Raw genomic sequence first — 24,196 nt, forward strand, 5'->3', positions numbered from 1 at the left:
ATGAACGGGCCTGCACCTCCATCGGCGTCCGCGCCAAGCCCGTCGGCTATTTTCGGCCGCCATGATCGAGCGCCTGTCGTCCGTTCTCCGCAGTCGCCAAGGACGGGACACGGTGCTCACCTTTCTCACCGAAGGGCTGAGCATGCTGGGCATGGTCCTGGTGTTCAGGTTGGCCAAGGACGACGGCGACAGCGACTTCGACCGTTATGTGATCGTGCGCCGCACGGTCGCGTTCATCTTCCCGGTGGTGCTCATGGGCACCATGGTGGGGCTCACCCGTTTCGTGGCCATGAAGACCGACCCCGTGGCCCAGCGGCGCTATTTGTTCGGTGCATTGTCGTGGGTGGTGCCTTTGGGGTTGCTGCTGTTGTTGTTCAGCGCTTTGTTCCCAGGGCCGCTCTCTTGGGTGTGCTTCGGCAACTACTCAGAGGCCGGGTTGATCCTGCCGAGCGCGCTGATGACCGTGGGTATCGCACTGCACGGCGTCGCCTATGGTTTCCTCCGGGGTCGAGGGCACATTGTGCAGGCCAATGCGATCCAGTTCCTGGCGTTGGCCGGTGTGCCGTGCTTGGCGTTCGTGCTGTTCCGGGATCTCGAAGCCGTATTGTGGTTCACCGGGGCACTCTGGACAGCGGTGTCGCTCATGAGCTGTGTCCCGGCATTGCTCTCGGGGGGCTTGCGCGGTGATGGCAAGGAACGGGCGGAGATCATCCGTTACGGGCTTCCGCGTGTGCCCGGGGATATTGCGTTGGGTGCGCTGCTCACTGTTCCCGTGTACGTCGTGGTCCGCACGTTCGGGCAAGCACTGGGCGCGGAGTACGCCTTCGGATGCACGCTGCTGAACCTTGCCGCAGCAGCCTTCAGCCCGGTGGCCTTGTTGCTCCTTCCAGCGATCTCGTCGCGCCTTTCAAGCGCTCAGTTCGATGGCCTGGACCAGAAGTTGGGCCGCATGCTGGTGCTGATCACAGGAGCGTCCATTGGGCTTGTGCTCTTCTTTGAACTCCTCGCCACACCCATTCTCCGCATCTACTTGGGTGATGGTGGCGGAAAACTGGTGGCGGTCTCGCGGCTGGTGTTCTTCTCCGCGCTGCCTTTCGCGTTCTTCAATGGCATGCGCAGCCTGCTCGATGCCTACTACCAGACACCGCGGAACGGTGTGAACCTGATGACCTCGCTCTTGGTTCTCCTGGTCGGCAGTTTTCTTCACTTGGCCTTTCGTACACCTTGGTTCACCATGGGCATAGTGCTCTTCGCAGCCATGCTTTGGCTCGGGTACGCAACATGGCGCGATGTGCAGCACGTGCGCAGCGAGATAGCCCGCATCGGAATGCGCGGTGCGGATGAAGTGCATGTGCTCGTGGTGATCCCGGACACGGAGAGCGGCCAGGTCTACAGCAGTTCGAAAGACCAGGCGAAGGCGTTCGTCGACCTCGGCGCACAAGTGACCATGTTCCACCTCGAAAGCCGCACATCCCCGATGCACTTGGTGGGCAGTAGGCGGCGACTGAAGCGAATGGTCCGTGCGGCGCGGCCTGATGTTGTGCACGTGCACTACGGATCGGTGGCTGCCCTGTGGACGGTGCTCAGCAGTTCAGTCCCCGTGGTCGTCACCTTCATGGGCGATGACCTTGATCGCCGTGGTGTGAAGGGCTTCCTAAGGCGACCCTTGGGTGCTTTGTTCTCGCAGTTGGCGGCCTTCTTCGCAGCGGGCATTGTTTGTGTGAACGAAGATGTGAAGGATCGGTTGTGGTGGCGCGCGCAGGATGCGGCAGTGGTGCCTGTGGATGGCGCAGCACCGGCGCGTCGCACACTCGACCACCTTCGATCCGTTGCCTTTCATCGCACCAGTGCCGCATGAGGATCGTGCTCCTCTCCGCCGCGACTTCCGTGCATACCCAGCGCTGGGCGAACGCCTACGCGGCGCGGGGTCACGAAGTCCATTTGATCGGCCAGCATCCATCCTCAATAGGGTATCACGATGACGTAACAATGCATGATCTGCCGCATGCCGTTGGGCTGGGCTATCTGCTCAACGGCCCGCGCCTGGCGCGGCTGCTGCGCGAACTGAAGCCGGATGTCGTGAATGCGCACTACGCCACCGGTTACGGTACGCTCGCACGGTCGGTGCGAGGTGTGCCACTGGTGCTCAACGTTTGGGGCAGCGATGTCTTCGACTTTCCGGAGAAGAGCGTTCTGCACAAATGGTGGGTGCGTAGGAACCTGGTTGCTGCCACATGGGTGGTTTCGACGAGCGAGGCAATGGCGGACCGAACGCGCCAGCTGGTTCCCGGGCCGGGCCGGCTAACTGTCGTACCCTTCGGCGTTGATACACGGATCTACGCACCGTTCCTGCGGAAAGATGACGGGCCCACGCTGGTGATCGGAACGGTGAAAAGCCTGGCTCCGGTCTATGGCATCGATGTGCTCATCAAAGCGTTCGCACGGTTGGTGGAGCACTCGCCGGGTGCAGCTCTCCGACTTCGGATCGTTGGCGACGGACCTTCACGCCGGGAGCTTGAGGAACTTGCCGTGGATCAAGGGGTAGGTCGGTTGGTGGAGTTCACCGGTGCCGTTCCGCATTCCCAGGTCCTTGCGGAACTGCAGCGCATGGATGTGTTCTGTGCGCTGAGCAGACAGGAGAGTTTCGGCGTGGCCGTTATCGAAGCATCGGCTTGTGCATTGCCGGTGATAGTGAGCGATGCAGGCGGATTGCCCGAGGTGGTGAAAGATGGCGTGACCGGAATGGTGGTGCCGCGCAATGATCACGAGGCAGCGGCGAAAGCAATGGCCCAACTCGTGGCTTCTTCCGACCTGCGGCGACAGTGGGGGACGGCAGGGAGGGTCCACGTGCAGGCGAACTACGAATGGGCTCAAAGCGTGGACCGGATGGAATCCGTGCTTCGCGAAGCCATCAAGACTTACCGGCGAGCATGAAGGTCCTATTCCTCACACAGTACTTCCCCCCGGAAGTCGGCGCGCCGCAGAACCGGCTCTTCGCATCGGCGTGCGCGTTGCGCAAGTCAGGGGCTGAAGTGACCGTTCTCACGGCCATGCCCAACTACCCGGAGATGCGTGTGCACGATGGGTACCGGGGCAAATGGAAGATGGAGGAGGAGCGGGACGGTCTGCGCGTGATCCGCGCGTGGATCCATGTGCCTTCCGGCCGTAGCGTCATGGCCCGTTTGCTGAATTACTTCTCGTTCGTCTTTTCATCCCTCCTCGTTGGCCTCTTCAACCTGAAGCGTAGCGATGTGCTGCTCGTGGAATCACCGCCGCTCTTTTTGGGCATCACGGCCATGCTGTTGGCGCGGGCAAAAGGGGCGAAGCTCGTCTTCAACGTGAGCGATCTATGGCCCGAAAGCGCGGTCCAGCTCGGTCTTGTCACCAACAGGACGATGATCCGCTTGAGCACGTGGCTGGAAATGAAGTGCTACCGGTCCAGTGCGCTCATCACCGGCCAAACACAAGGCATCGTTTCGGATATCCAACGGCGGTGCCCCGGCAAGCGCGTGGTGTGGATACCGAACGGTGTGGACTTCGCGGCAATGGAGTCGTACTCGCGGGCACCTCTGGACCGGTCGCGGTTGGATGCGCTTGGCATCCGCCCAGGTGATCTCGTGTTCGCCTACGCGGGGATCATCGGGCACGCACAAGGCCTTGAGGTCATAGTGCGCGCTGCTGAGATCCTTCGCCTTGACCGCGCGCACTTTCTCCTCATCGGCGCTGGTCCGGAACTTCGCAAGTTGAAGGACATGGCAGCTTCAATGGGCGCAGGCAATGTGCACTTCATTGACAAGATGCCGCGGCCCGAACTGATCGGTCTGCTGCGCTGCACGAGCGGTGTGGTGGTGCCGCTCCGCAAGAACGACTTGTTCAAGGGCGCCATCCCCAGCAAGATCTTCGAGGCGCTGGCGTTGGGCAAGCCTTTGTTGTTGGGTGTTGAAGGAGAAGCCAAGCAGTTGTTCATTGATGATGGTGGTGCTGGTTTGGCCTTCGTTCCGGAGGATGCAGAAAACCTGGCCATGCAAGTGCGCCGCTACGCTGTGGAGCCTCACTTGTTGGAACAGCACGGCAGCAGCGGATCGCGGTATGCCCGGGCCCGCTTCGACCGTGAGGTCATCAGCGCACGGCTCTGGGAAGAATTGAAGGCCATCGCACGGCAATGAACGAACGCATCACATCCGAGTGGGCAAGGCTGCGCGCCGTGTGGGGATCCGGTCCGCTGTTCTTGCTTATCGGCACCATGGTGCTCATGCCGTTGGTGCCATCGGCCGCTGTGCTCTGCGCCTACGCCGGTTTTTTCTGGCTGGCAGCGAAGAACAAGTTCGGTTGGTTTCTTCCGACGCTCTGGCGAACGCCGTACCCGTACCTGATGGTGTTCGGGCTGCTCCACATCATTGGCCTTGCATGGACGAGCAACTTGGGTTTTGGTCTTTTTGACCTTCAGATCAAGTTGCCGCTGCTGGTACTGCCGCTGCTTGCAGGCTTCTGCGGAGCGCATGTTCGCACCGGGCGCGACCTGCTGGCGTTCGTGTTCAGCTTATCGGGCGCGCTCATGGTGCTGGTGTGTACTGTTGCTTCGGTCTGGCGCATCGCGACCGGTTCCGATCTGTCGCCGGCACAAGAGGTCTTCAGCTCGTACTGGTCGCTGCTGTTGCACCCGAGCTATTTCGCGCTCTATCTCTCGCTGGCCATTGCCGCGTGGTGCCTGCTGCCGATACACACTTGGGTGCCTCGCTCGTGGTCGGTTGGTGTGCTGGCCTTGCTGAACTTGGGTGTGGTGTTGAGCGCGAGCAAGATCGGCTGGCTGCTCCTTACACCCTTGCTGGTGACCTTGGTCGTTCTCGTTCGACGCAATGCCTTCGTGCGCCGAACGCTTTTGGGAATGATGGCCTTCGCGGCCGCTGGTGTTGCGGTACTCGTCATGGCGTCACCATACGCACGCGATCGTGTGCAGGAGATGTTCCGTGCTTCCTCCGAACAAAAGCATGACCCGAACGCCACTACCAGCAGTGCCGTGCGCTGGCTCACTTGGGGCACGGCATGGGAGCTCTTCAAGGTACAACCGTGGTCGGGCACGGGTACTGGCGACATCAAGGATGAACTGGTGGCCGTGTACAACGCCAAGGGGTACACCGGTGCAGCAGAGCGGCGCTTGAACGCGCACAACCAATACCTGCAATCGGCGGCTTGCCTGGGTGTTCTTGCGCTTGCTGCGCTCTTGGCCATGGTGCTGGTGCCCTTGGCCGCGGGCCGTGCGCGCGATCCGCTGTTCACCCTGTTCGTGCTGCTCGTTGCGCTCAATTGGCTTGTCGAAAGCATGCTCGAGGTCCAAGCGGGTGCTGTGTTCTTCGCTGTGTTCGCGGTACTCCTCCTGTGGAAGGACGAAGCCCCTCATCTTCGCGCGTCATGATCCCTTTCAGCCCGCCCCGCATCGATGAGCGCACCATTGCGGAAGTCGCGGAGGCCTTGCGTTCGGGCTGGATCACCACCGGGCCGCGCACCAAGGAGTTCGAACGGCGCTTGGCGGCATACAGCGGTGTGGACCATGTGATCGCGCTGAACAGTTGGACCAACGCGGCGGAGCTCGTGTTGCGCTGGTTCGGGATCGGCCCCGGCGACGAGGTGATCGTGCCGGCCTACACCTACTGCGCTACCGCGAACATCGTGGTGCACGTCGGTGCCACACCGGTGATGGTGGACGTGCTCGATGACTTCACCATCGATCCCGACGGCGTTCGCCGTGCGCTGACCCCGCTGACCAAATGCATCATTCCGGTCGACATAGGAGGATTGCCCGCACAGGTGGGTGAAATGATGCGCATTGCTGAAGAGGCCGGACAGGCCTTCGTGGCGAACGGGCCCGTGCAGAGCATGCTCGGCCGTCCTCTTGTGCTGAGCGACGCCGCGCACTCCTTCGGGGCGGCCATTTGTGGCAAGAAGCTTGGCACGCAAGCCGACATCACCGGTTTCAGCTTCCATGCCGTGAAGAACCTGACCACGGCCGAAGGCGGAGCGCTCGCGCTCAACCTGCCTGCTCCGTTGGACAATGCCGCGCTCTACAAGCAGCTGAACACCATGAGCCTGCACGGCCAGAACAAGGACGCTCTGGCCAAGACTACGGCTGGCGGGTGGCGTTATGACGTCGAGGAGCCGGGCTGGAAATGCAACATGACCGACCTGCAAGCGGCAATCGGGCTGGTGGAATTGGAGCGCTACGACAACGAGACACTACCACGCCGCAGGGCCATTTGCGCGCGTTACGAACAAGCGTTCGCTTCCGATGGGCGTTTCATTGTCCCGCTGCTGAGCGACGGTGCCCGTACCGGCAGCTATCACCTGTACATGCTGCGGGTGGCCCAAGCCACGGAGGCGCAGCGCGATGCCATCATCGCAGCCATTGGCCGCCGCCAAGTGAGCGTGAACGTGCATTTCATACCAATGCCCATGCTCACGGCCTACCGGAAGCGCGGTTATCGCATCGAGGACTTTCCGCGGGCGTACCTGCATTACAGCCGGGAGATCAGCTTGCCGGTCTATTTCGACCTCACGGACGCCCAGGTGGACATGGTGATCGCTGCGGTGAAGGACAGCGTTGCCGAAGTCATGGCTTGACGAATGCCGCGCCCCCTCACGATCGCTTACGTCACTACCGACGACGCCAACGACAAGCGGTCCTGGTCGGGCATCCACTACCACTTGGCCGAAGAACTGCGGAAGCAGGGGCATCGCCTGGTGCTCATCGGTCCGTTGCAGCCACAACCGTTGCTGTTCGTGCTGCGCGCTTTCAACCAGATCACCTTGCGGTTGTTCGGCAAGCGCTTCCACTACCGCGATTCACCGATCCTTTCCCGGGCTTACGCGGGGATCATCGCCAAGCGCTTGCGGGCGGCCAACGCGGACGTCGTTCTCGCTCCGGCGGGGTTGGCGGCCATCGCGAAGCTGAAGACCGATGTGCCCATCATCCACTTCAACGACCGGAGCATCGCAGGCGCCGTGGGTTATCACAGCATCCTCAAGGACCCGTTCGCATGGTCGCTGCGCCAAAGCCTGGAACTTGAGCGCGAAGCCCTCCGCAACGCAGCATTGACCGTGTTCACCTCGGATTGGGCGGCCGATGGTGCACGGAAGTCGGAACCTTCATCAGCGTCCCGTATCCGCGTGATCCCCATGGGCGCCAACCTGGGACAGGTCCCGGCCCCGGAGCAGCGGGTCTTCCCACCGGAGGTGCTCAAGTTGCTCATGATCGGCGTGCAATGGGAGAACAAGGGGGGACCGCTTGCACTGGAGGTGCTGCGGGAATTGGCACGCCGGGGGATCAATGCGCAGTTGATCGTGTGCGGTTGCGATGTGCCGAAGGAGGTCACCGACAAGAACGTCGTCCGCGAGGGTTTCCTCAGCAAGAGCGATCCTCGGCAGCGGGCGCGCTTGGAGGAGCACCTGCGCGCCGCCGATCTGTTCATTCTTCCGACGCGCTTCGAGGCATACGGCATTGCCTTCTGCGAAGCTGCGGCATATGGCGTTCCGGCCCTCGGCTCGCGCACCGGTGGTGTGCCCACGATCGTGCTTGAAGGAGAAACCGGCTTCCTATTCAACTTGGATGAAGGTGCCCGGGCCTATGCCGACCGCATCGAACAACTGGTGCGCGATCCAGCGACTTGGCAACGTATGCGCACCACGGCGCGCAAGCGCTACGAAGAGCATTTCACCTGGGAGGCCTTCGTTCAGCGGTTGATGGCTGAGGTGGAGGCCGCTGGGCTTGTGAGGAGTTCGCGGTAGTGTCGATGGAATGCACCGGGTTCGAACACGACCTTCGCACGCGCGAACGCAGCTTGTCGCATGGCCCACAGCCTTTCTGGGTCAGCCTGCATGGTGAGCAGGAAGTCCGTCATTTCGTTTACCACGATCGAAGGGTCCGTGGAAGAGATGATGCAGCAGTATCCGCTATCCAGACGGTTGGGCACATCGCCAACAGGGGTGCTCACGATCGCAAGGCCGTGCGCCATCGCCTCCATGATCACCATTGGGAATCCTTCACGGTCGCTCGTGAGCACAAGGATGTCATGCGAACTGTACAGCGCGGAAAGCACGCTGGGATCACTGACCGGCCCGGTGGAACGGATGCCAGCTGAGTTGCTGCGTGCGTTGATCCCAACAGTGGTGAACCGGAACCCATCCGGTGCTGCTGCATGCAGTTGCTCACAGATCCGCAAGAAAAGCTCCGGTCGTTTCTCGCTCGAGTCGCGGCCAACGAACAGCACGCCGACCCGGCCCTTGCGCAGAAGGGGTTCAACGAAACGGTCCACGGCGTTGGAGATGAAGCCGAGCTTGCCTTGTTCCTCCGGGGAAATGCCGTTCGCAGACAGGAAACGCCTGTATTCGCCCAAGGCGTGCCTGCTAACGAACAACATGGCGTGGAGCCTTGGGAAGAGGTGAAGCCAGGCTTTGTGTTGGGCGTTGCCGCTGGGTTGGAAAAGAAAGGCGTGTTGCAGGTATGTACACTTCACCCGCGCGTGCAGTGCAGGAAGCAGATCGAAGAAGGTGCTGCTCAACGAAGCAAAGAGCACCGCGTTATCGCGTTCGTTCAGCACGGCGGCGATCCTGGTGCGGGCCCAGCCCCGTGTGATGGGGTGATTGAGCAAATGTGGAAGTTCGATCGTGATCGCGGAGCGCTCGAAAGCGGAGCGGTTCGCATCCGAACCGGAGAAGCCATGTATGATCACCAATGGCGCTTTGTCCTTCACCGTGGCCACGATGTCGGCATGCACGCGCTCGGCACCTCCAATACCGAAGTAGGGGAAGAGGAAGAGGTGCTCTCCTGACCAGTCCCGGAGCGTACGGACCAGCGTCCGCTGCTCGCGCCAAGTGGCCAGCGGTGAATAGGTGAGCACGCGGTACACGCCGCGCAATAGGCGAGCGGGAAGGGAAGCGCTTACCCGGTTGCTCATAAGCGTTCCCAGCCGACCGGAAGCAGGTCGGCGGTATCAATGGCTGGATCCTTGAACCAGCGCAGCGGCGCGATCACGCGCTTGTCCGGTGACGGGTTCAACCAAGCGCCCCACCAACTGAAACTGCTGTTGGCCATGACGTGATGGTCGCACAGCGACATAAGGTACATGTCGATGTGCGGAGGAGCCCCAAGCTCCACGAAATGCACCTGGCGGTCCGAACGGATATGGGCCCTGCTCCAGGCCATATCATCACTGAACACGAAGTACCGCGCGTCGGGTGAGCTGACCAGCATGCGCTCCATCGCCTGTTGGTAGTAGCTTGGTGTACAGGTGTGGAAGTGCGCGCTCGCGGCTGCTTGGTTCACATAGTCGCCGCGGCGGACGTGCACGCTGATGGCCGGTACGGAACGGATCCGCTGTGCCGCTTCCGCTGCGCTCCCCTGCAGCGGTGTCCGCAGAACGATCTCTTGCCTCAACGCCGGTGCGACGGGGTCGAAGTAGCGTTCGCTCTGCCAGTAACCTTCGAGGTAACTACCGTCCACAGCCTGAAGGACGGAGGCATCGAAGCGCATGGAGGCTTCGCGTACGGTGCGTTCCGGTGCGAGCCGGGGATGGAGGCGGTGCAGACCACTGCGCAGCGGCCCGCCGAAGCGCGCCCGTTGAACGCTGGCAGCATCTGCGGTGCGCATCGTCACATTGAACGCATCAAGCCCAGGCGCACGGTACGTCGCAGGCCCGGTGGTCCGATCATAGTGGTCCAGGTCGAAAGCCACGTCCACACCGCGTTCGAGTTCGATGCGGCGGCCGAGCGCATACTGGAACAACTGGTTGCCCAGCCCTCCCATCAGTTTCACGATGATGCTCATGCGCGATCCGGGCGAAAGGTGGCACGCAGGCGCTTCAGCAGGATGTACAGCTTCATTGAGCCCAGCGCACGGCGTGCAAGTGCGCGTACATCGGTGGCGGTAAGTCCGCGCCGGATGGTGGAGTATGCAAGCTCCTGTTCAGGGACGCGCGCGGCGAAGAGCGCGATCAAGTGGCCCCAGTAGCGTAACACGTCCGGCCTCGTTCGGGCATGCTTCATCCATTTCGCATCGAAGGCGACGAGACCCTGCAGCATGCGCAGAGCGTTCTTGGAGGTGTTGCCCGTGTGCTGCCTCAATCCCACAAGGTCCTGCGGTGCGTGATCGAACGCTCCGACCCGTGCGAGCCGAAGCCACATGTCGTGGTCCTCGGAGGTGAGCAAGGCCTCGTCGAAGGGCCCCGTTTCGCCAAAGGCACTGCGCCGGATGAGCACGGCGCTGGACCCGCCGGGGACGGTGTTGCGCAAGAGCAGCCGATCGAAGCAGTCGCCGCGCAAGGCTGCACCGTTGCTGGCGGCCAATGGTGAGGTCCTGCTCGCCGCGTCCACGGCATAGGCACCGCAGTGCACCAGCACGGTGCCGCCGGATGTGCCAGGTGTGAAGCACTGGAGCTGCTGCTCGAGCTTGCATGGATGCCAGACATCATCCGCATCGAGGAACGCCACGAACGGTGAATTGCCCAAGCGCAGCCCGTGGTTCCGTGCGCTGTTCGGTCCTCGATTGGGTTGCCGTGCCAAGCGCACCCGATGTCCTTCCGTGTGCGCCGCGATGAAGGCTTCGACCAGGGCGGGACCGTCGTCGGTCGAGCCGTCGTCCACCACGAACACCCGCGCGGGCAAATGCGTTTGCGCGAGCACGGAGGCGAGGGCCTCAATGATGTAAGCCGCATTGTTGTACAACGGGATCACCACATCAACTTCCATCCTCATGGGCTTCATGGCTCACCACGCCGTAATGACCCCAGGACGCACCGCTTGCGGAGATGGTCCAGGACGCGGTGGACAGGGCTATGGTGCGGAACCAGGCGAGCGCTCATCAACTTGGCGCGAAGATCCCGTTCCAACACCGCGCGTTCGTCCTTGTCGGTCGTCAGGTCCATGATGAAGGTGAACAGTTCGCCGTGCAACGCACGCAGCCCGGTCGGTGTGGCAATGGGATAGTCGATGCCCAGATGTTCCAGCAATACGGCGAGGTCGGGCGGAAGTCCGGGCAAGGCCCATCTGATGTTCTCCCGTCGCTGCCGCAGGCTGCGCTCCTGGAAGCGCGGCATCGTGCGGGTGAGGCCGGTGGGAAGCACACGGTAGCGGACCAGGACTTCGGGAAGGTTTGCGGCGCGGCCTTGGCGGCAAAGGCGCGACCACATGTCCCAGTCATCGTGTACGTCCGGTCCGGGGTCGAAGCCGCCTGCTCTCTCCGCAGCGGTCCGTTTGAACATGACGGACGAGCTCACGAACGGCGTGTCGAAAAGGAGCGCGAAACGGATGGCCGCATCGGTAAGCGGCTGGTGTTGTTCGCGTAGTGGTTCGCCTGCCGCATCGGTGATCAATGACCATGCGCCCAAGATGGACAAGGAGGGTTCTTGTTCAAAGCGCTCAAGTTGGTGCTTCAAGCGATCAGGGAGACTGGCGTCATCGGCGTCCTGGCGCGCGATGTACGGCGCGCTGGCCTTTGCCAACGCCGCGTTCAGGGCATGCGCAACCCCACGGTTCTCCTGACGGATCAGCTTGACACGGGCATCGCCCATGCCTGCCACCACTTGTGCGGAACGGTCGGTACTACCATCGTCGACCACCACCAGTTCCAGATCAGTGATGGACTGATCAAGAACGGAGCGCACGGCTTCCTCAACGAAAGGAGCCGCATTGTACAGGGGCATGATCACGCTCACGCGTGGAGTGCTCATCGGGACATCCTCTTAAGGGACCAGGACCAGCGGCCGGGGAACCGCGTGCGGGCGAACAGGGCCTCATTGCTCGGCTGCTCATTCGCTTGTTCCATGATGGAGCGTATCCCGGCTTTCATCATCGATCCAACGGATTGATCTCCACGTCCATTTGGTTCAACAACAGACCGCTGCGGGTGTTCAGGATGCGAGGGTCGTGCGCCAGCGCGCTCACCTCGCTCACGGTGATCGTGGCATGGTCAGCCAGGTGCTGGAAGTTCCGGCCTTCCTCGGACAGTCCTATCACCACCTTGTACACACCTGCAGTGAGATGGATGTGGTCGTTGCGGAAGGTCGCGGAATAACGGCCTGCCGCGAGCGCATTCGGGAGGCTCCAGCTCGTGCGTACTGGAAGGTCAAGGACCGTGCTGATGCCCACCGCAACCACAAGTCCTTCCACGGGGCGGCGCAACATGAAGTCCACTTGCAAGGCCCAAGCCGTGCCCATGCGAATCTCGTTCAACGGACGGCCATCAGGGTCCAACAAGCGGATGCGCTCAGTGAAGGCGACCATTTCAGGGGAAGCGTACTGGACCAATTCGGTGACCGCATTCCCCGACGAGCCCGATGACGTGTATGCATGGATGACGTCGTGCAATGACCCGGAAGCGGCCACTTTACCTTGTTCCAGCAACAATCCTTTGTTGCAAAGGCGCTGCACAGCGTCCATTTGGTGGCTCACGAACAGGATGGTGCGGCCACCCTTGCTCACGTCCTCCATCTTGCCCAGGCATTTCTGCTGGAACTTGCTGTCGCCCACGGCCAGCACTTCGTCCACCACCAGGATCTCCGGCTCCAGATGCGCGGCCACGGCGAAGGCCAGCCTCACGTACATGCCGCTGCTGTAACGCTTCACGGGCGTGTCCAGGAAGCGCTCCACCTCGGCGAAAGCAACGATCTCGTCGAACTTGGCGGTGATCTCCGCGCGGCTCATGCCGAGGATGGCCCCGTTCAGGTAGATGTTCTCCCGGCCGCTGAGCTCGGGGTGGAAGCCAGTGCCCACCTCGAGCAGACTGGCCACACGGCCGTTGAGGACGATGCGGCCGTGCGTGGGCTCGGTGATGCGGCTCAGCACTTTGAGCAGGGTGCTTTTCCCGGCACCGTTGCGGCCGATGATGCCCACGCGATCACCGGCGTTCACCGTGAACGAGATATCCCGCAGCGCGAAGAACTCTTCCGATGTCTCTACCGTCGCCTTCGGCCGGAAGAGCCCTTTCACGTTGTCCGCTATGACATCCCGCAAAGCGGTGTACCGTTCCGTTTTCCGATGGTGGAGCGTATAGCTCTTGCTGAGCCCTTCCACGCGGATCATCTCCTGGCCGATGCTCATATCACGTCGGCGAATGATCGTTCGGTGCGGCGGAAGTACCGCAGACCAACAATGAGGAACACCAGGCTGATGGCCACCGACACGGTGAAGCCCGGCATGATGATGGGGGAGGCACCGCCCAGCAAGCACCAGCGGAAACCATCGATAACGCCCACCATGGGGTTCATGGCGTACAGCCACTTCACCGCTTCCGGTACGTTCGGATGGTCCAGCACATCGCTGCTGGTGAAGGCCACCGGGGAGACATAGAGCCCGAACTGGACGAGAAAGGGAACGACGTAGCGGAAGTCGCGGTAACGGACGTTCAGGGCGGCGATGAACACGCCCAAGCCCAGTGCCGTCACCATGGCCAGCAAAAGGAACAGCGGCAGGAAGAGCATCTCCGGTCCCGGTTGGAACCGGTAGATCGCCATGAGCACCAGCAGTATGACCAGCGAGATGAAGAAATCGATGAGGCAAACGATGATGGTGCTCGCTGGAACAATGAGGCGCGGGAAATAGACCTTGGTGAGCAGGTTGCTGTTGGCGATCAGGCTCCCGGCTGCCTCGCTCATCGCCGTGCTGAAGAAGGTCCAAGGCAATGTGGCTGCAGCCACAAGGATCAGCCGCGGCACACCTTCAGGGACGTCCGATCCGAACAACCAACCGATGAGCGCCATGGCACCCAGCGTGAGCAGCGGCCGGAGCACGCTCCATGCAATGCCGATCACCGTCTGCTTGTAGCGCACCAGCACATCGCGCCATGCGAGGAACCCGAAGAGGCTCCGGTAGGTCCACAGGTCGCGCCAGTAATGGCGGTCGGCCCGGCCGGGCTCAATGACGGTGCGGTGCATGGGATGTGCGGCGAAGCTACCGCGCGGGCATTGATGGTGGCCGTGGATCGCCCTTCTTTGCCCGGGCATGAAACGCGGGTTCGATATCATTATCTCCCTGGTACTGGTGCTGGTGCTCCTGCCGCTGTTGTTGGTGGTGGCCCTTTCGATCGCTCTTACCTCCCCGGGTGGGGCTTTTTTCCGGCAGGTGCGCGTAGGCCGAGGTGGTCATGAATTCAAGCTTATGAAGTTCCGGACAATGCGACCGGACAGTGAGGCCAAGGGCCAGTTGACCATCGGTGGACGCGATCCGCGCGTAACCCGTGTCGGCTTTTTCCTGCGCAAATCGAAGCTCGACGAGCTGCCCCAACTCTGGAACGTACTGGTGGGCGAGATGAGCCTTGTGGGCCCCCGGCCCGAGGTGCCCAAGTACGTTGCGCTATATAGCGCGGAGCAGCGCCAGGTGTTGAACGTCAGGCCCGGCATCACGGGTCCGGCAAGCCTTCGTTACATCGACGAGAACGAACTGCTGGCCCGCAGCTCTGATCCGGAACGGACTTACATCCAGGAACTGATGCCCGCCAAGCTGGCCATCGACCTGCGCTATGTGCGCGAACGTTCGTTCCTGCTCGACCTCGGCATCCTCTTCGGCACCGCGCGGGGCATGCTCTTCCGGGGTTGAACCGCTCATGATCAACATGTCGTTTGGCCTGGTCGCAGGGGCTTGTCCATCTTCGCATGCACCATGAACCTCCTGCTGTTGCACGGCGCATTGGGCACCACCGCGCAACTGGAACCGCTGAAGCAACGTGTGGGCGGCACGGCCATCCACTTTACCGGCCACGGCACCCGGGCGCACGAGCACGCGAGCATGAGCTTCGATGCGTTCGTGTCCGACATCGAAGAAGCCTACGACGCCAACGGATGGCAACGAGCGCATCTCTTCGGCTACAGCATGGGCGGTTATGCGGCGCTGCTCTTCGCCGCAAAACACCCCGAACGGGTGCTTAGCGTGGTTACCCTTGGCACCAAATATCTGTGGACTCCCGAGGGCCTGCAAAAGGAGTTGCGCATGCTCAACCCCGATACCATGCTTGCCAAGGTGCCCGCCTTTGCGGATGGGCTCTTGCGCGCGCATGGTGCCGCACATTGGCGCGCCGTGGTGGATGCCGTTGCCCGTAACATGAAGGAATTGGCCGCTGATCCCTTGCTGACGAAGGCCCTGTTGGACCGCATTGTTCGTCCGGTCCTCGTTTGCGTGGGTGAACAAGACACCACCGCAGTGCCGCACGATACTCGTGTCTTTGCCAGCGCCCTGAAGCATGCCCGTGTGGAAGTCCTACCGGACGCCCGACATCCGATCGACAGTGTGGCGCTGGACGACTTGGAGCTCCGGTTGGCAACGTTTTGGGAGCCAGAGGAATGATGCTTTACGGCACGTGCAGTGGCTGTACAATACCGCACAGAGGTGCGAAGGATGGACCGGTGGCTTCGGGGATGGGCCCACGGTGCGAGATCGGACCGTACGAAATGCGCGTACTAAGGACGATCCGTCGTTTGTCATGCCCAATTCTTGGGTGCCGCAGCAACGGGAGCTTGTCCATCTTCGCCCCGCTGACGCACCTGGAATGAAGAAGATCAAGAAACTCCTCGTCGCGAACCGCGGCGAGATCGCCCTGCGCGTGATGCGCTCCGCCAAGGAGATGGGCATCAGGACAGTGGCCGTTCATAGCGAGGCCGACCGCCATGCCCCGTTCGTCCGCTTTGCTGATGAAGCCGTGTGCATCGGTCCGCCGCCGAGCAAGGAGAGCTATCTGGTGTTCGATAAGATCATCAAGGTCTGCACCGATCTGAAGGTGGATGCCGTGCACCCCGGGTACGGCTTCTTGAGCGAGAACGGCGACTTCTGCCGTGCTTTGGAAAAGGCCGGGGTCACCTTCGTCGGGCCTTCACCACACGCCATGAAGGTAATGGGCGACAAACTAGCCGCCAAGGAGGCCGTGAAGAACCACGGTGTGCCACTGGTACCCGGCACGGAGGGCGCGGTGAGCGGCTTGGAAGAGGCCATGAAGGTGGCGAAGACGATCACATTCCCCATTCTCATCAAGGCAGCGGCCGGCGGTGGCGGCAAAGGCATGCGCATTGTGGAAAAGGAGAGCGAACTGAAGGAGGGGTTGGAGCGGGCGATCAGTGAGGCGCAGAACGCCTTCGGTGATGGCAGCGTGTTCATCGAGAAGTACGTGGCCGGGCCGCGCCACATCGAAGTGCAGGTGATGGCCGATCAGCAAGGCAACACGCTTTACCTCTTCGAGCGTGAATGCAGCGTGCAACGGCGCCACCAGAAGGTGGTGGAGGAAGCGCCTTCAGCCGTGCTGACCCCAGAGCTGCGCAAACGCATGGGTGAAGCCGCCGTTGCTGTGGCAAAGAGCGTGGATTACACCGGTGCCGGCACCGTGGAGTTCCTCCTGGACGAGAAGGGCAACTTCTACTTCATGGAGATGAACACACGCCTGCAGGTGGAGCATCCGGTGACGGAAATGATCACCGGCCTCGACCTCGTGAAGCTGCAGATCCGCGTGGCTGAAGGGGAGCCGCTGCCCATGAAGCAGGAGGACCTGAAGATCAATGGGCACGCCATCGAGATCAGGGTGTATGCCGAGGATCCCGCCAACAACTTCCTGCCGGACATCGGCACGCTCACCACCTACCGTCCGCCCCAAGGTTCCGGTGTGCGGGTGGACGATGGTTTCGAGGAGGGCATGACGATCCCCATCCACTACGACCCGATGATCGCCAAGTTGATCACGCACGGGGCCACGCGCGAGGAAGCCATCAGCCGCATGGAGCGCGCCATCGACGACTACGCCATTGCTGGTGTGGAAACCACGTTGCCGTTCTGCCGCTTCACCATGGGCCACAAAGCCTTCCGCAGCGGCCAATACGACACGCATTTCGTGCGCGACCACTTCAAGCAGGAGTTCCTATTGGGCAGCGACGAAGGCGAAAGGGCTGCGGCAGCGCTGGTGGCCGGAGCGTTGTCTTCAGCTTCGGAACAGCGCCCCGTGGCCACGACTTCCACCGCCGGGCTACCCAGCGCATGGAAACTGAAACGCCGCTGAGCCGTTCCAGTACACCGATCGCCTTGGATCGGCGTAGTAAATTCGTTCTGAAGGAGCAATGAGGTACTACAAACCCATCCTCTTGGCCGTGGTCGCGCGTGCGGCAACGCCTGCCGTTGGGCAAACGGAGCAGTCGGGCACATGGCAACGGTTCGAGGTGGTGGAAGGCGATACGGTCCTTTCCGGGAACCTTCCAACGGCTTTTGTATACGGCAAGTGGAACAAGGCCAACAAGCGCAAGCAGGAGAAGTACGACAAGCTCACGCGCAACGTGGTGAAGGTGTATCCCTATGCCAAGATCAGCGCCTCTTTGCTCCGCGAATACGCGCATGAGGTGGAGAGCATCGGCAGCAACAAGGACCAGGACGTTTACTACAAGCTGGCCGAGGCCGAGCTGCGTGCGGAGTTCGAGGAGGAGGTGAAGCACCTTACCGTTAGCCAGGGCAAGGTGCTGGTGAAGCTCATCGATCGCGAGACGGGCAGCACCGGCTACGAGATCATCAAGAAGCTGCGCGGTGGGGTGCAGGCTGCGATCTGGCAGGGCCTAGCGCGCCTTTTCGGGAACAACCTGAAAGAGGAATACGATCCCGCTGGGGCCGATGCGCAGATCGAAGTGATCATCGCACGCATTGAAGCTGGGCAACTGCAAGTGGGCGAGCGCCAAGCGCGCACGGCAAAGGCCCAGGCCAAACTGGAGAAGAGGAAGGCGCGGTTGTACAAGAAGTACGGAGTGCAGCTACCGGTAGCCAGTCTTCCACCGGCCACGCATGCATCGCCATCGGCAACACCTTAGAGCCTGTTTGGGATCTCTTGAACGAAGGGATCCGAGGCAATTTTTCGTTCAGGCGCATCCGGGAAATCATCGCGTAGCGGTGCCTACGGGATTATTTTCCGGCGAAGCATGGGCGGAAAAGAGACCGGAGAGCGAGTTTGAACAGATCCCAAACAGGCTCTTAGGGGGTTCGCGAACTGGTGCGTGAGCGTAGCAACCTCCTTACCACCCACATCAGCAATAGAACCACCACCGCGCACACCAGCAGCGGCACTACCCAGGCCAGCAAACTGATCAGTAGCGAGCCCGCTGTTTCCCCTGTGGCAACGATGGAGTTGCCCAAACCGGCCGTGGTGGCAGTGCTCGCCAGGCGTGTGGTGGCGGTCCCGGCGCTCACGGCCCCTGCCATACCACCACCTGCAATAATGGCGAACGACCATGTGAACAACGGGGGCATGTCAGCGAGCAGGCTGGCGCTGACCAATGTCCCGGCTATTGCTGCTAGTGGAATGGCAATGGTGTCCAGGAAGTGGTCCACTACGGGGATGTAGTAGGAGAGGACTTCAACCACGCTGGCGACCCCGAAGGAGATGAGCGCGGGCCAGTCACCGATCCACTCGAAGCCCGCACGAGTGCCGAAGTCCACCACGTTGAAATGCTGCAGCAGGCTTGTGACGAACAGCGGAAGGAACACACGGAGGCCACAGGCCGCGGCCAAGCCTACCCCAAGGGCACAGGGAACCACGTACTGCTGGAGCGCGTCCATTGCTTGCGGTCAGGTGCGGAGCGGCAACGACATCACATAGTCGTCCATAACGTATCCCTGCCCGATGTCAATGACCTCTTCGCGGTGGATGCGGAAGCCCATGTGCTGGTAGAACGTGATGGCCACGTTCCGCTTGTTGACGTTCAATTCAACGGCTTCGTCACCAGCTTGACGTGCGGCCTTAACAACCAAGTCCACCAGCTTCTTGCCCGAACCGGTGCCTTGCTTGCCCGGCAGCACATAGAGCTTGTTCAAATGCGTTACGCGGCTGCCGTGGTAGTGCAGGGTGTACCCTGCGAACGCGATGTCGCGCTCCCCGTCGTTCATCATAATGAAGCGTTGGTCCTTTTTGGTCATTGCTTCGCTGAGGGCGCGTTCGCTGTATAGAAGCTCCAGCATGTAGTCGAGCTGCGGCACGTCGAGGATCGAAGGAACATAGGCCACGGGCCAGGTAGCATGCGCAATGGACCGGATCGCCGGGATGTCCTCCACCGTTGCCGGCCTCATCGTCATCGGGTGAATGCGGGTGCCACCACAAGGTCCTTGTTGCCAGCGATGTACGTATAGAAACCTTCACCGCTCTTCACCCCCAGCTTGCCGGCGGTCACCATCTGCACCAGCAACGGGCAGGGAGCGTACTTCGGGTTGCCGAAACCGTCCTGCAGCACGCGCAGGATGGCCAGGCAGGTATCGAGCCCGATGAAGTCGGCCAATTGCAGCGGCCCCATCGGATGCGCCATGCCGAGCTTCATCACCGTATCGATCTCCGCCACGCCGCCCACCCCTTGGAAGAGCGTCTCAATGGCCTCGTTGATCATCGGCATGAGGATGCGGTTGCTCACGAACCCGGCGTAGTCGTTCACCTCCACGGGCACCTTGCCGATGGCAGCGCTCAGGTCCATGATGGTCTTGGTCACGGCATCGCTGGTGTTGTACCCGCGGATCACTTCCACGAGCTTCATCACCGGCACCGGGTTCATGAAATGCATGCCGATCACTTGGGCGGGCCGCAGTGTGGCCGCCGCAATACGCGTGATGCTGATGCTGCTGGTGTTCGTCGCAAGAATGGCTTTCGACGGCGCGTTCGCATCGAGGTCCTTGAAGATACGCAGCTTGAGGTCCACGTTCTCCGTAGCGGCCTCCACCACCAGTTCGGCCTGCTTGACGCCATCGGCCGTGTTCGTGTTCGTGGTGATGTTGCCCAGTGCTGCGGCCTTTTGTTCAGCCGTCGAGGTCCCTTTGGCGATCTGCCTGTCGAAGTTCTTGCCGATGGTGGTCAGTGCCTTGTCCAGGTTGGCTTGCTGGAGATCGACCACGGTGACTTTGTGCCCCGCGGCTGCGAAGACGTGCGCTATGCCATTGCCCATCTGGCCGGCACCGATGACTGAAATGTTCATGCAGGATGGAAAGTGCGCCAATGTACAGGCGCCGATCCCGCTGCGGCTACTTGCCGTCACCCTTCAGGATGATGAGCACCGTGTAGGCCAGGATCTTCAGGTCCACGGCCAGGCTCATGTTCTCGATGTACAGTATGTCGTACTTCAACCGGCGGATCATCTGGTCCACGTTCTCCGCGTAGCCGAACTTGACCTGGCCCCAGCTAGTGATGCCCGGCCGCACTTTGTGGAGGTGCCGGTAGTGCGGGGCCGATCGCATGATCTCGTCGATGTAATGCTGGCGTTCGGGCCTGGGACCCACGAGGCTCATGTCCCCGACGATCACGTTCCAGAACTGGGGCAGCTCATCGATGCGTGTGCGGCGCAGGAAACGGCCGTAGGGGAGGATGCGCGGATCGCTCTGGCTGCTGAGCTGCGGCCCGTTCGGTTCCGCTTTGTGCATCATGCTGCGGAACTTGATGATCCGGAACGGCTTGCCATAACGACCAACGCGCTCCTGCGTGAAGAACACCGGGCCCGGGGAAGAGAGCTTCACGATGAGCGCGATGATGAGCATGGGCACAGCCAGCACCGCCAGCGCCAATGCGCTCAGCAGAACGTCGATCGTCCGCTTCAAGCTGAACTGCCACGCCGGCATGATCTGCGGATTCACCTCGATCAGCGGCGTGCCGAAGATGCTCGTCATTTTCACGCTGCCGCTCAGGATGTCGTACATGTCGGGAATGATCTTCGTGCGCACCCCGGTGCCTTCCACCTCGTTGAGGATGCGGCTGATGTGTTCGTGCTCGCCGCTTTCGACCGCTACGATCACTTCCTCCACACCGTATTCGGGTATGATGCGTTGGAGTTCATTGATCTTCCCCAACCGCTTCAAACCGACCGCGGTCAGTTGTTGGTCACTGCCGTTCACCTGGACGAAGCCGATGAACCGGTTGCCAGGGCTCTTCGGCATGGCTTCGATCTCGTTGTAGATGGCCAAAGCGCGCTCGTTGCCGCCGACCAGCACGGTATTGAAACCGTAACGCCGGTCATGAACACGTGCCACCGTGCGGCTCGTGAGCCGGAAGCGCAATGTGAACGTGATGCCGAAATGGAGGATGAAGAGGGCGATGAACGAGCGCAGATGGTCCTCCACCTCATCATCGAGGAGCAGCGTGAAGAAGATGACCGAGACCCCGATGAGCGAGATCAAAAGCGTTTGTCCCACTTCTTTGGTCCGGAAGCGGCGATAGATGTCCGTATAACCGCCGATCAACGTGTACAATCCGAACCAGAAGAGCGGAAGGAGGACAAGGCCCTTGAAGAAGTTCTGATCGAAGGTGAGCGGGATGTCGTACTGGAACTTCGCCGGTTCCAGTTCCATTTTCCTGTAGATCCAGAACAACGTCCATGCAGCCGCGGACCCAAGGAGGTCCGCCGCTATGTACCGGGCCACCTGTTTCCGTTTGTTCATGGACGAGGTCATGGCCGCACAAGCTTGACATTGTCGATCCATCCCTCGGCCGCTGTGGCCCCACTCTCTAGTTGTGCCGCGATGTAGAACTTCCGGTCGGAGGTGTTCTGCGCGGTGAAGGGCGTCAGATCGATGTAGATCTTCTTCCAGGGCATGCCGCCGTCGTCACGCTTGGAGGGTGCTATGTACACGTATGGCTCATCCTGTACGATGCCGCCTGATGTGTAGTACATGCCCACCAAAAGGCGGACATCGGTGCGGTAGTCCAGCTCCAGCCAGCAGGTACCGACCGCCTCCAGGTCAACGTTCTCGAAACTCACCGCCCTGATCTTCGGATGGTCAGCATCCAGGAAGAAAGCCGCCGCGTCACCGTACCCCTCTTGGGTATCCGACGGGTATGCCGTGCTGTCGCGGTGAAGCAGCACGGTGTCGCTTGCCACATCGAAAGTGAAGGGCATGTCCACATCATCGAAGGGTGCGTGCCAGATGTCGAGGTCAGGTTGGTAAGCGAACACGGCCTGAACAGGTGTGCCGCGGTCGGGTGTTAGCTGCGCTCCGAGGGAGAGCAGCCGGTAGAACGGATACTGGACCGGCTCCGAAGAGACCCCGTTGCGGTACACACCGGCACGCAATTTCACGTTCACAGCGCCGTTAGGGATCACCGGAACCTCTGATGCGCTTTCCCACACCCCGAGCAACTGGTCGTTCACGTAAACCCACGAGATCGGGATGTTGCTGGTGTTGGCACCCTCAATGACCGGGTCGCAGGAAACCGAGAACTTCGAGAGTTCGAGATAGGCGGGAACGGTGCCGGACTCCTCGCAGGAGGCGAACAGCAGCAGTATCAGGGCTCCTTGCCGTAAGGGTCGGATCATCGTCTCAAGGGCGGCAACGCACCGGGTAGGGAGAGTATTGTGCATGTTCAAAGAACATTGCGCTGACCCATGGCCTCCAGTACCCCGTGGGCCAGTTCCAATGCCCTGTACCCGTCGGTCAAAGGCACTTCCACCGCCGAACCCGTTCGTATGGCACGGGCGAAGGAGGCCAGTTCGTCGTGTATGGCATTGGCAGGGAGCAAAGTGGGCTTCTCGAACTCCATGATCTTCGTCCCGCGATCGCCCAGATCAATGGTCATCGCGAACGGGTCCACCGGGCCATCGGCATTCCGCATGCGCACCACCTCGGCTTCTTTGGTCAGCATGTCCACGGCCACGTATGCATCGCGTTGGAAGAACCGGGATTTGCGCATTTTTTTCAGGCTGATCCGGCTCGCGGTGAGGTTGGCCACGCAACCGTTCGCGAAAGCGATGCGGGCGTTGCAGATGTCCGGGGAATCACTGAGGACAGCCACGCCGCTGGCACTAATGCTCTCCACCGGACTGTCCACAACATGGAGGATTATGTCCAGGTCGTGGATCATCAGGTCGAGCACAACGGGCACATCGGTTCCCCTCGGTTGGAACTCGGCCAGCCGGTGCGTCTCAATGAACATAGGGGCGTTCAACCAAGCCTGGGCCTTCACGAAAGCCGGATTGAACCGCTCCACGTGGCCGACTTGCGCCCTCACGCCCATGCGCTCGGCCAAGGCGATCAGGTCGCGCGCTTCAGCCAACGTGTGCGTGATCGGTTTCTCGATGAACACGTGCTTACCGGCTTGCATGGCGGCGGTGGCACAGGCGTGGTGCGCAGGAGTGGGGGTCACCACGTCAACCACGTCGGCAGCGGCGATCAAGGATGCCTGATCCGCGAACGGGGCGACGGCGAACTCCTTGCCCACCGCGCCGCGTTTTTCCGGGTGCGGATCGTACAGACCGACGACGTGGCAACCCTCTACTTGTTGCCATTGCTGCACGTGGATCCTCCCCAAATGGCCTGCGCCCAATACTCCAATGCGCAAGGCTGGTTCCGTCATAGGGTGTTGAAAAAGGGCTGCGAAAGTATGCGGCACGGCAAGCCCAGGAACCCCGTTGAGGGCCTCTACTTTGTGCCCGGATGATGCCGCGGGACACTTACAAGCACCAAGGAGCGCGCAGGCGCTTGGTGGAGGAATTGAGAGCCAAAGGGATCACTCAGGGCCCGGTCCTCGATGCCATTGGAGCCGTACCTCGGCACTTGTTCATCGATGACACCGCATTTGAACACCATGCCTACGAGGACAAGGCTTTTCCCATAGGGTGTGGACAAACCATCTCCCAACCTTACACGGTGGCTTTCCAAACAGCGCTTCTGGAGATACAACCCGGCATGACCGTGCTTGAGGTAGGCACGGGGTGTGGTTACCAGACCGCAGTGCTGAGCTGTATGGGGTTGAAAGTGTTCTCCATTGAGCGGCACCGGCCTCTTTATTTCAGCACCAGGGAGCGGCTCCAGCGATTGGGTTACCGTGCAACAACGGTCCATGGTGATGGGTTCAAGGGCTTGCCCCAGTTCGCGCCGTTCGATAGGGTTATCGTCACCTGCGGGGCTCCGCATGTGCCAGAGGCGCTCGTCAGCCAAGTGAAGACGGGTGGTAGGATGGTCATTCCGGTGGGGCAGGGCCCGGACCAAAGCATGCTATCCATTTCGCGCACGGCAGATGGGGCGATGGAGCAAAGGGAGCATGGTGCGTTCCGGTTCGTGCCCATGCTTGAGGACAGGGTCAAGTGAGCCTGAACGTACCGAAAACTATATTCGCGCCCACTTTCGCACTGCCCGTCGCACGGTGAACCCAATGCACAAGCCGACCTTAGTTAACAACAATGGTGTTGATAACAGGGCTCTTTGTGTATAAGTTTGCCGCCCGCTAAGGGTA

23 protein-coding genes are annotated in these 24,196 nt (G+C 61.2%); 11 read left to right on the forward strand and 12 right to left on the reverse strand.

Features of this window, described 5'->3' with window-relative positions; all coding sequences use genetic code 11:
* Nucleotides 1-61: 61 nt before the first annotated feature.
* The 6 genes from IPJ76_16155 to IPJ76_16180 are packed head-to-tail and all read left to right on the forward strand — an operon-like array spanning nt 62 to nt 7,779.
* A complete protein-coding gene (locus IPJ76_16155) occupies nt 62-1,858 on the forward strand; it encodes a glycosyltransferase (protein ID QQR86115.1) in 1,797 nt (598 codons plus the stop codon).
* Nucleotides 1,855-2,934 carry a glycosyltransferase gene (locus IPJ76_16160; protein ID QQR86116.1) on the forward strand — a complete coding sequence of 360 codons (1,080 nt, stop codon included), beginning with the start codon at nt 1,855-1,857 and terminating at the stop codon, nt 2,932-2,934. The genes IPJ76_16155 and IPJ76_16160 overlap by 4 nt, the downstream gene beginning before the upstream one ends.
* A complete protein-coding gene (locus IPJ76_16165; GenBank protein QQR86117.1) occupies nt 2,931-4,166 on the forward strand; it encodes a glycosyltransferase family 4 protein in 1,236 nt (411 codons plus the stop codon). Before IPJ76_16160 ends, IPJ76_16165 begins: the two co-directional genes overlap by 4 nt.
* Nucleotides 4,163-5,413, forward strand: coding sequence for an O-antigen ligase family protein (locus IPJ76_16170; GenBank protein QQR86118.1), 1,251 nt, complete (start codon nt 4,163-4,165; stop codon nt 5,411-5,413). Before IPJ76_16165 ends, IPJ76_16170 begins: the two co-directional genes overlap by 4 nt.
* Nucleotides 5,410-6,615, forward strand: a complete 1,206-nt coding sequence (locus tag IPJ76_16175) for a DegT/DnrJ/EryC1/StrS family aminotransferase (GenBank protein QQR86119.1) — start codon at nt 5,410-5,412, stop codon at nt 6,613-6,615. Before IPJ76_16170 ends, IPJ76_16175 begins: the two co-directional genes overlap by 4 nt.
* A gap of 3 nt (nt 6,616-6,618) precedes the next feature.
* Complete coding sequence (locus tag IPJ76_16180; protein QQR86120.1) at nt 6,619-7,779, forward strand: glycosyltransferase family 4 protein; 1,161 nt, start codon at nt 6,619-6,621, stop codon at nt 7,777-7,779.
* On the opposite strand, the gene IPJ76_16185 is transcribed toward IPJ76_16180, so the two are convergent.
* From IPJ76_16185 to IPJ76_16210, 6 genes are all read right to left on the reverse strand, one after another.
* Nucleotides 7,725-8,948: a glycosyltransferase family 4 protein gene (locus IPJ76_16185; GenBank protein QQR86121.1), complete on the reverse strand. Its 1,224-nt coding sequence runs from the start codon at nt 8,946-8,948 to the stop codon at nt 7,725-7,727. The two genes, IPJ76_16180 and IPJ76_16185, sit on opposite strands and share 55 nt — an antisense overlap.
* Nucleotides 8,945-9,817 (reverse strand): alpha-1,2-fucosyltransferase, encoded by an 873-nt coding sequence (locus tag IPJ76_16190; GenBank protein QQR86122.1) that lies wholly within the window; start codon nt 9,815-9,817, stop codon nt 8,945-8,947. The genes IPJ76_16185 and IPJ76_16190 overlap by 4 nt, the downstream gene beginning before the upstream one ends.
* On the reverse strand, nt 9,814-10,743 hold the full coding sequence (locus IPJ76_16195; GenBank protein ID QQR86123.1) for a glycosyltransferase: 930 nt from the start codon (nt 10,741-10,743) through the stop codon (nt 9,814-9,816). The genes IPJ76_16190 and IPJ76_16195 overlap by 4 nt, the downstream gene beginning before the upstream one ends.
* Before the next feature lie 5 nt (nt 10,744-10,748).
* Entirely contained in the window at nt 10,749-11,717 is a 969-nt protein-coding gene (locus IPJ76_16200) for a glycosyltransferase family 2 protein (GenBank protein ID QQR86124.1), read from the reverse strand.
* 118 nt (nt 11,718-11,835) lie between these two features.
* Nucleotides 11,836-13,080 (reverse strand): ABC transporter ATP-binding protein, encoded by a 1,245-nt coding sequence (locus tag IPJ76_16205; protein QQR88486.1) that lies wholly within the window; start codon nt 13,078-13,080, stop codon nt 11,836-11,838.
* A 2-nt stretch (nt 13,081-13,082) separates the two neighbouring features.
* Nucleotides 13,083-13,919, reverse strand: a complete 837-nt coding sequence (locus tag IPJ76_16210) for an ABC transporter permease (protein ID QQR86125.1) — start codon at nt 13,917-13,919, stop codon at nt 13,083-13,085.
* A gap of 67 nt (nt 13,920-13,986) precedes the next feature.
* On the opposite strand from IPJ76_16210, the gene IPJ76_16215 reads away from it, so the two are divergent.
* The 4 genes from IPJ76_16215 (at nt 13,987) to IPJ76_16230 (ending at nt 17,810) form a co-directional block, all read left to right on the forward strand.
* A complete protein-coding gene (locus IPJ76_16215) occupies nt 13,987-14,580 on the forward strand; it encodes a sugar transferase (GenBank protein QQR86126.1) in 594 nt (197 codons plus the stop codon).
* A 63-nt stretch (nt 14,581-14,643) separates the two neighbouring features.
* Nucleotides 14,644-15,324 (forward strand): alpha/beta fold hydrolase, encoded by a 681-nt coding sequence (locus IPJ76_16220; protein ID QQR86127.1) that lies wholly within the window; start codon nt 14,644-14,646, stop codon nt 15,322-15,324.
* A gap of 202 nt (nt 15,325-15,526) precedes the next feature.
* A complete protein-coding gene (accC, locus tag IPJ76_16225; protein ID QQR86128.1) occupies nt 15,527-17,017 on the forward strand; it encodes an acetyl-CoA carboxylase biotin carboxylase subunit in 1,491 nt (496 codons plus the stop codon).
* A 58-nt stretch (nt 17,018-17,075) separates the two neighbouring features.
* Complete coding sequence (locus tag IPJ76_16230; protein QQR86129.1) at nt 17,076-17,810, forward strand: DUF4294 domain-containing protein; 735 nt, start codon at nt 17,076-17,078, stop codon at nt 17,808-17,810.
* 160 nt (nt 17,811-17,970) lie between these two features.
* On the opposite strand, the gene IPJ76_16235 is transcribed toward IPJ76_16230, so the two are convergent.
* The 6 genes from IPJ76_16235 to IPJ76_16260 are packed head-to-tail and all read right to left on the reverse strand — an operon-like array spanning nt 17,971 to nt 23,317.
* Nucleotides 17,971-18,555, reverse strand: coding sequence for a DUF4126 domain-containing protein (locus IPJ76_16235; protein QQR86130.1), 585 nt, complete (start codon nt 18,553-18,555; stop codon nt 17,971-17,973).
* Nucleotides 18,556-18,564: 9 nt separating this feature from the next.
* On the reverse strand, nt 18,565-19,062 hold the full coding sequence (locus IPJ76_16240; protein ID QQR86131.1) for a GNAT family N-acetyltransferase: 498 nt from the start codon (nt 19,060-19,062) through the stop codon (nt 18,565-18,567).
* Nucleotides 19,063-19,064: 2 nt separating this feature from the next.
* Complete coding sequence (locus IPJ76_16245) at nt 19,065-19,952, reverse strand: 3-hydroxybutyryl-CoA dehydrogenase (GenBank protein QQR86132.1); 888 nt, start codon at nt 19,950-19,952, stop codon at nt 19,065-19,067.
* Between the two features lie 46 nt (nt 19,953-19,998).
* Nucleotides 19,999-21,405 (reverse strand): sugar transferase, encoded by a 1,407-nt coding sequence (locus IPJ76_16250; protein QQR86133.1) that lies wholly within the window; start codon nt 21,403-21,405, stop codon nt 19,999-20,001.
* Nucleotides 21,406-21,413: 8 nt separating this feature from the next.
* Nucleotides 21,414-22,280, reverse strand: coding sequence for a hypothetical protein (locus IPJ76_16255; GenBank protein QQR86134.1), 867 nt, complete (start codon nt 22,278-22,280; stop codon nt 21,414-21,416).
* Between the two features lie 47 nt (nt 22,281-22,327).
* On the reverse strand, nt 22,328-23,317 hold the full coding sequence (locus IPJ76_16260) for a Gfo/Idh/MocA family oxidoreductase (protein ID QQR86135.1): 990 nt from the start codon (nt 23,315-23,317) through the stop codon (nt 22,328-22,330).
* Nucleotides 23,318-23,400: 83 nt separating this feature from the next.
* On the opposite strand from IPJ76_16260, the gene IPJ76_16265 reads away from it, so the two are divergent.
* A complete protein-coding gene (locus IPJ76_16265; protein ID QQR88487.1) occupies nt 23,401-24,051 on the forward strand; it encodes a protein-L-isoaspartate(D-aspartate) O-methyltransferase in 651 nt (216 codons plus the stop codon).
* Nucleotides 24,052-24,196: the final 145 nt, after the last annotated feature.

The organism is Flavobacteriales bacterium (genome assembly GCA_016699575.1).
Classification (GTDB): domain Bacteria; phylum Bacteroidota; class Bacteroidia; order Flavobacteriales_F; family PHOS-HE28; genus PHOS-HE28.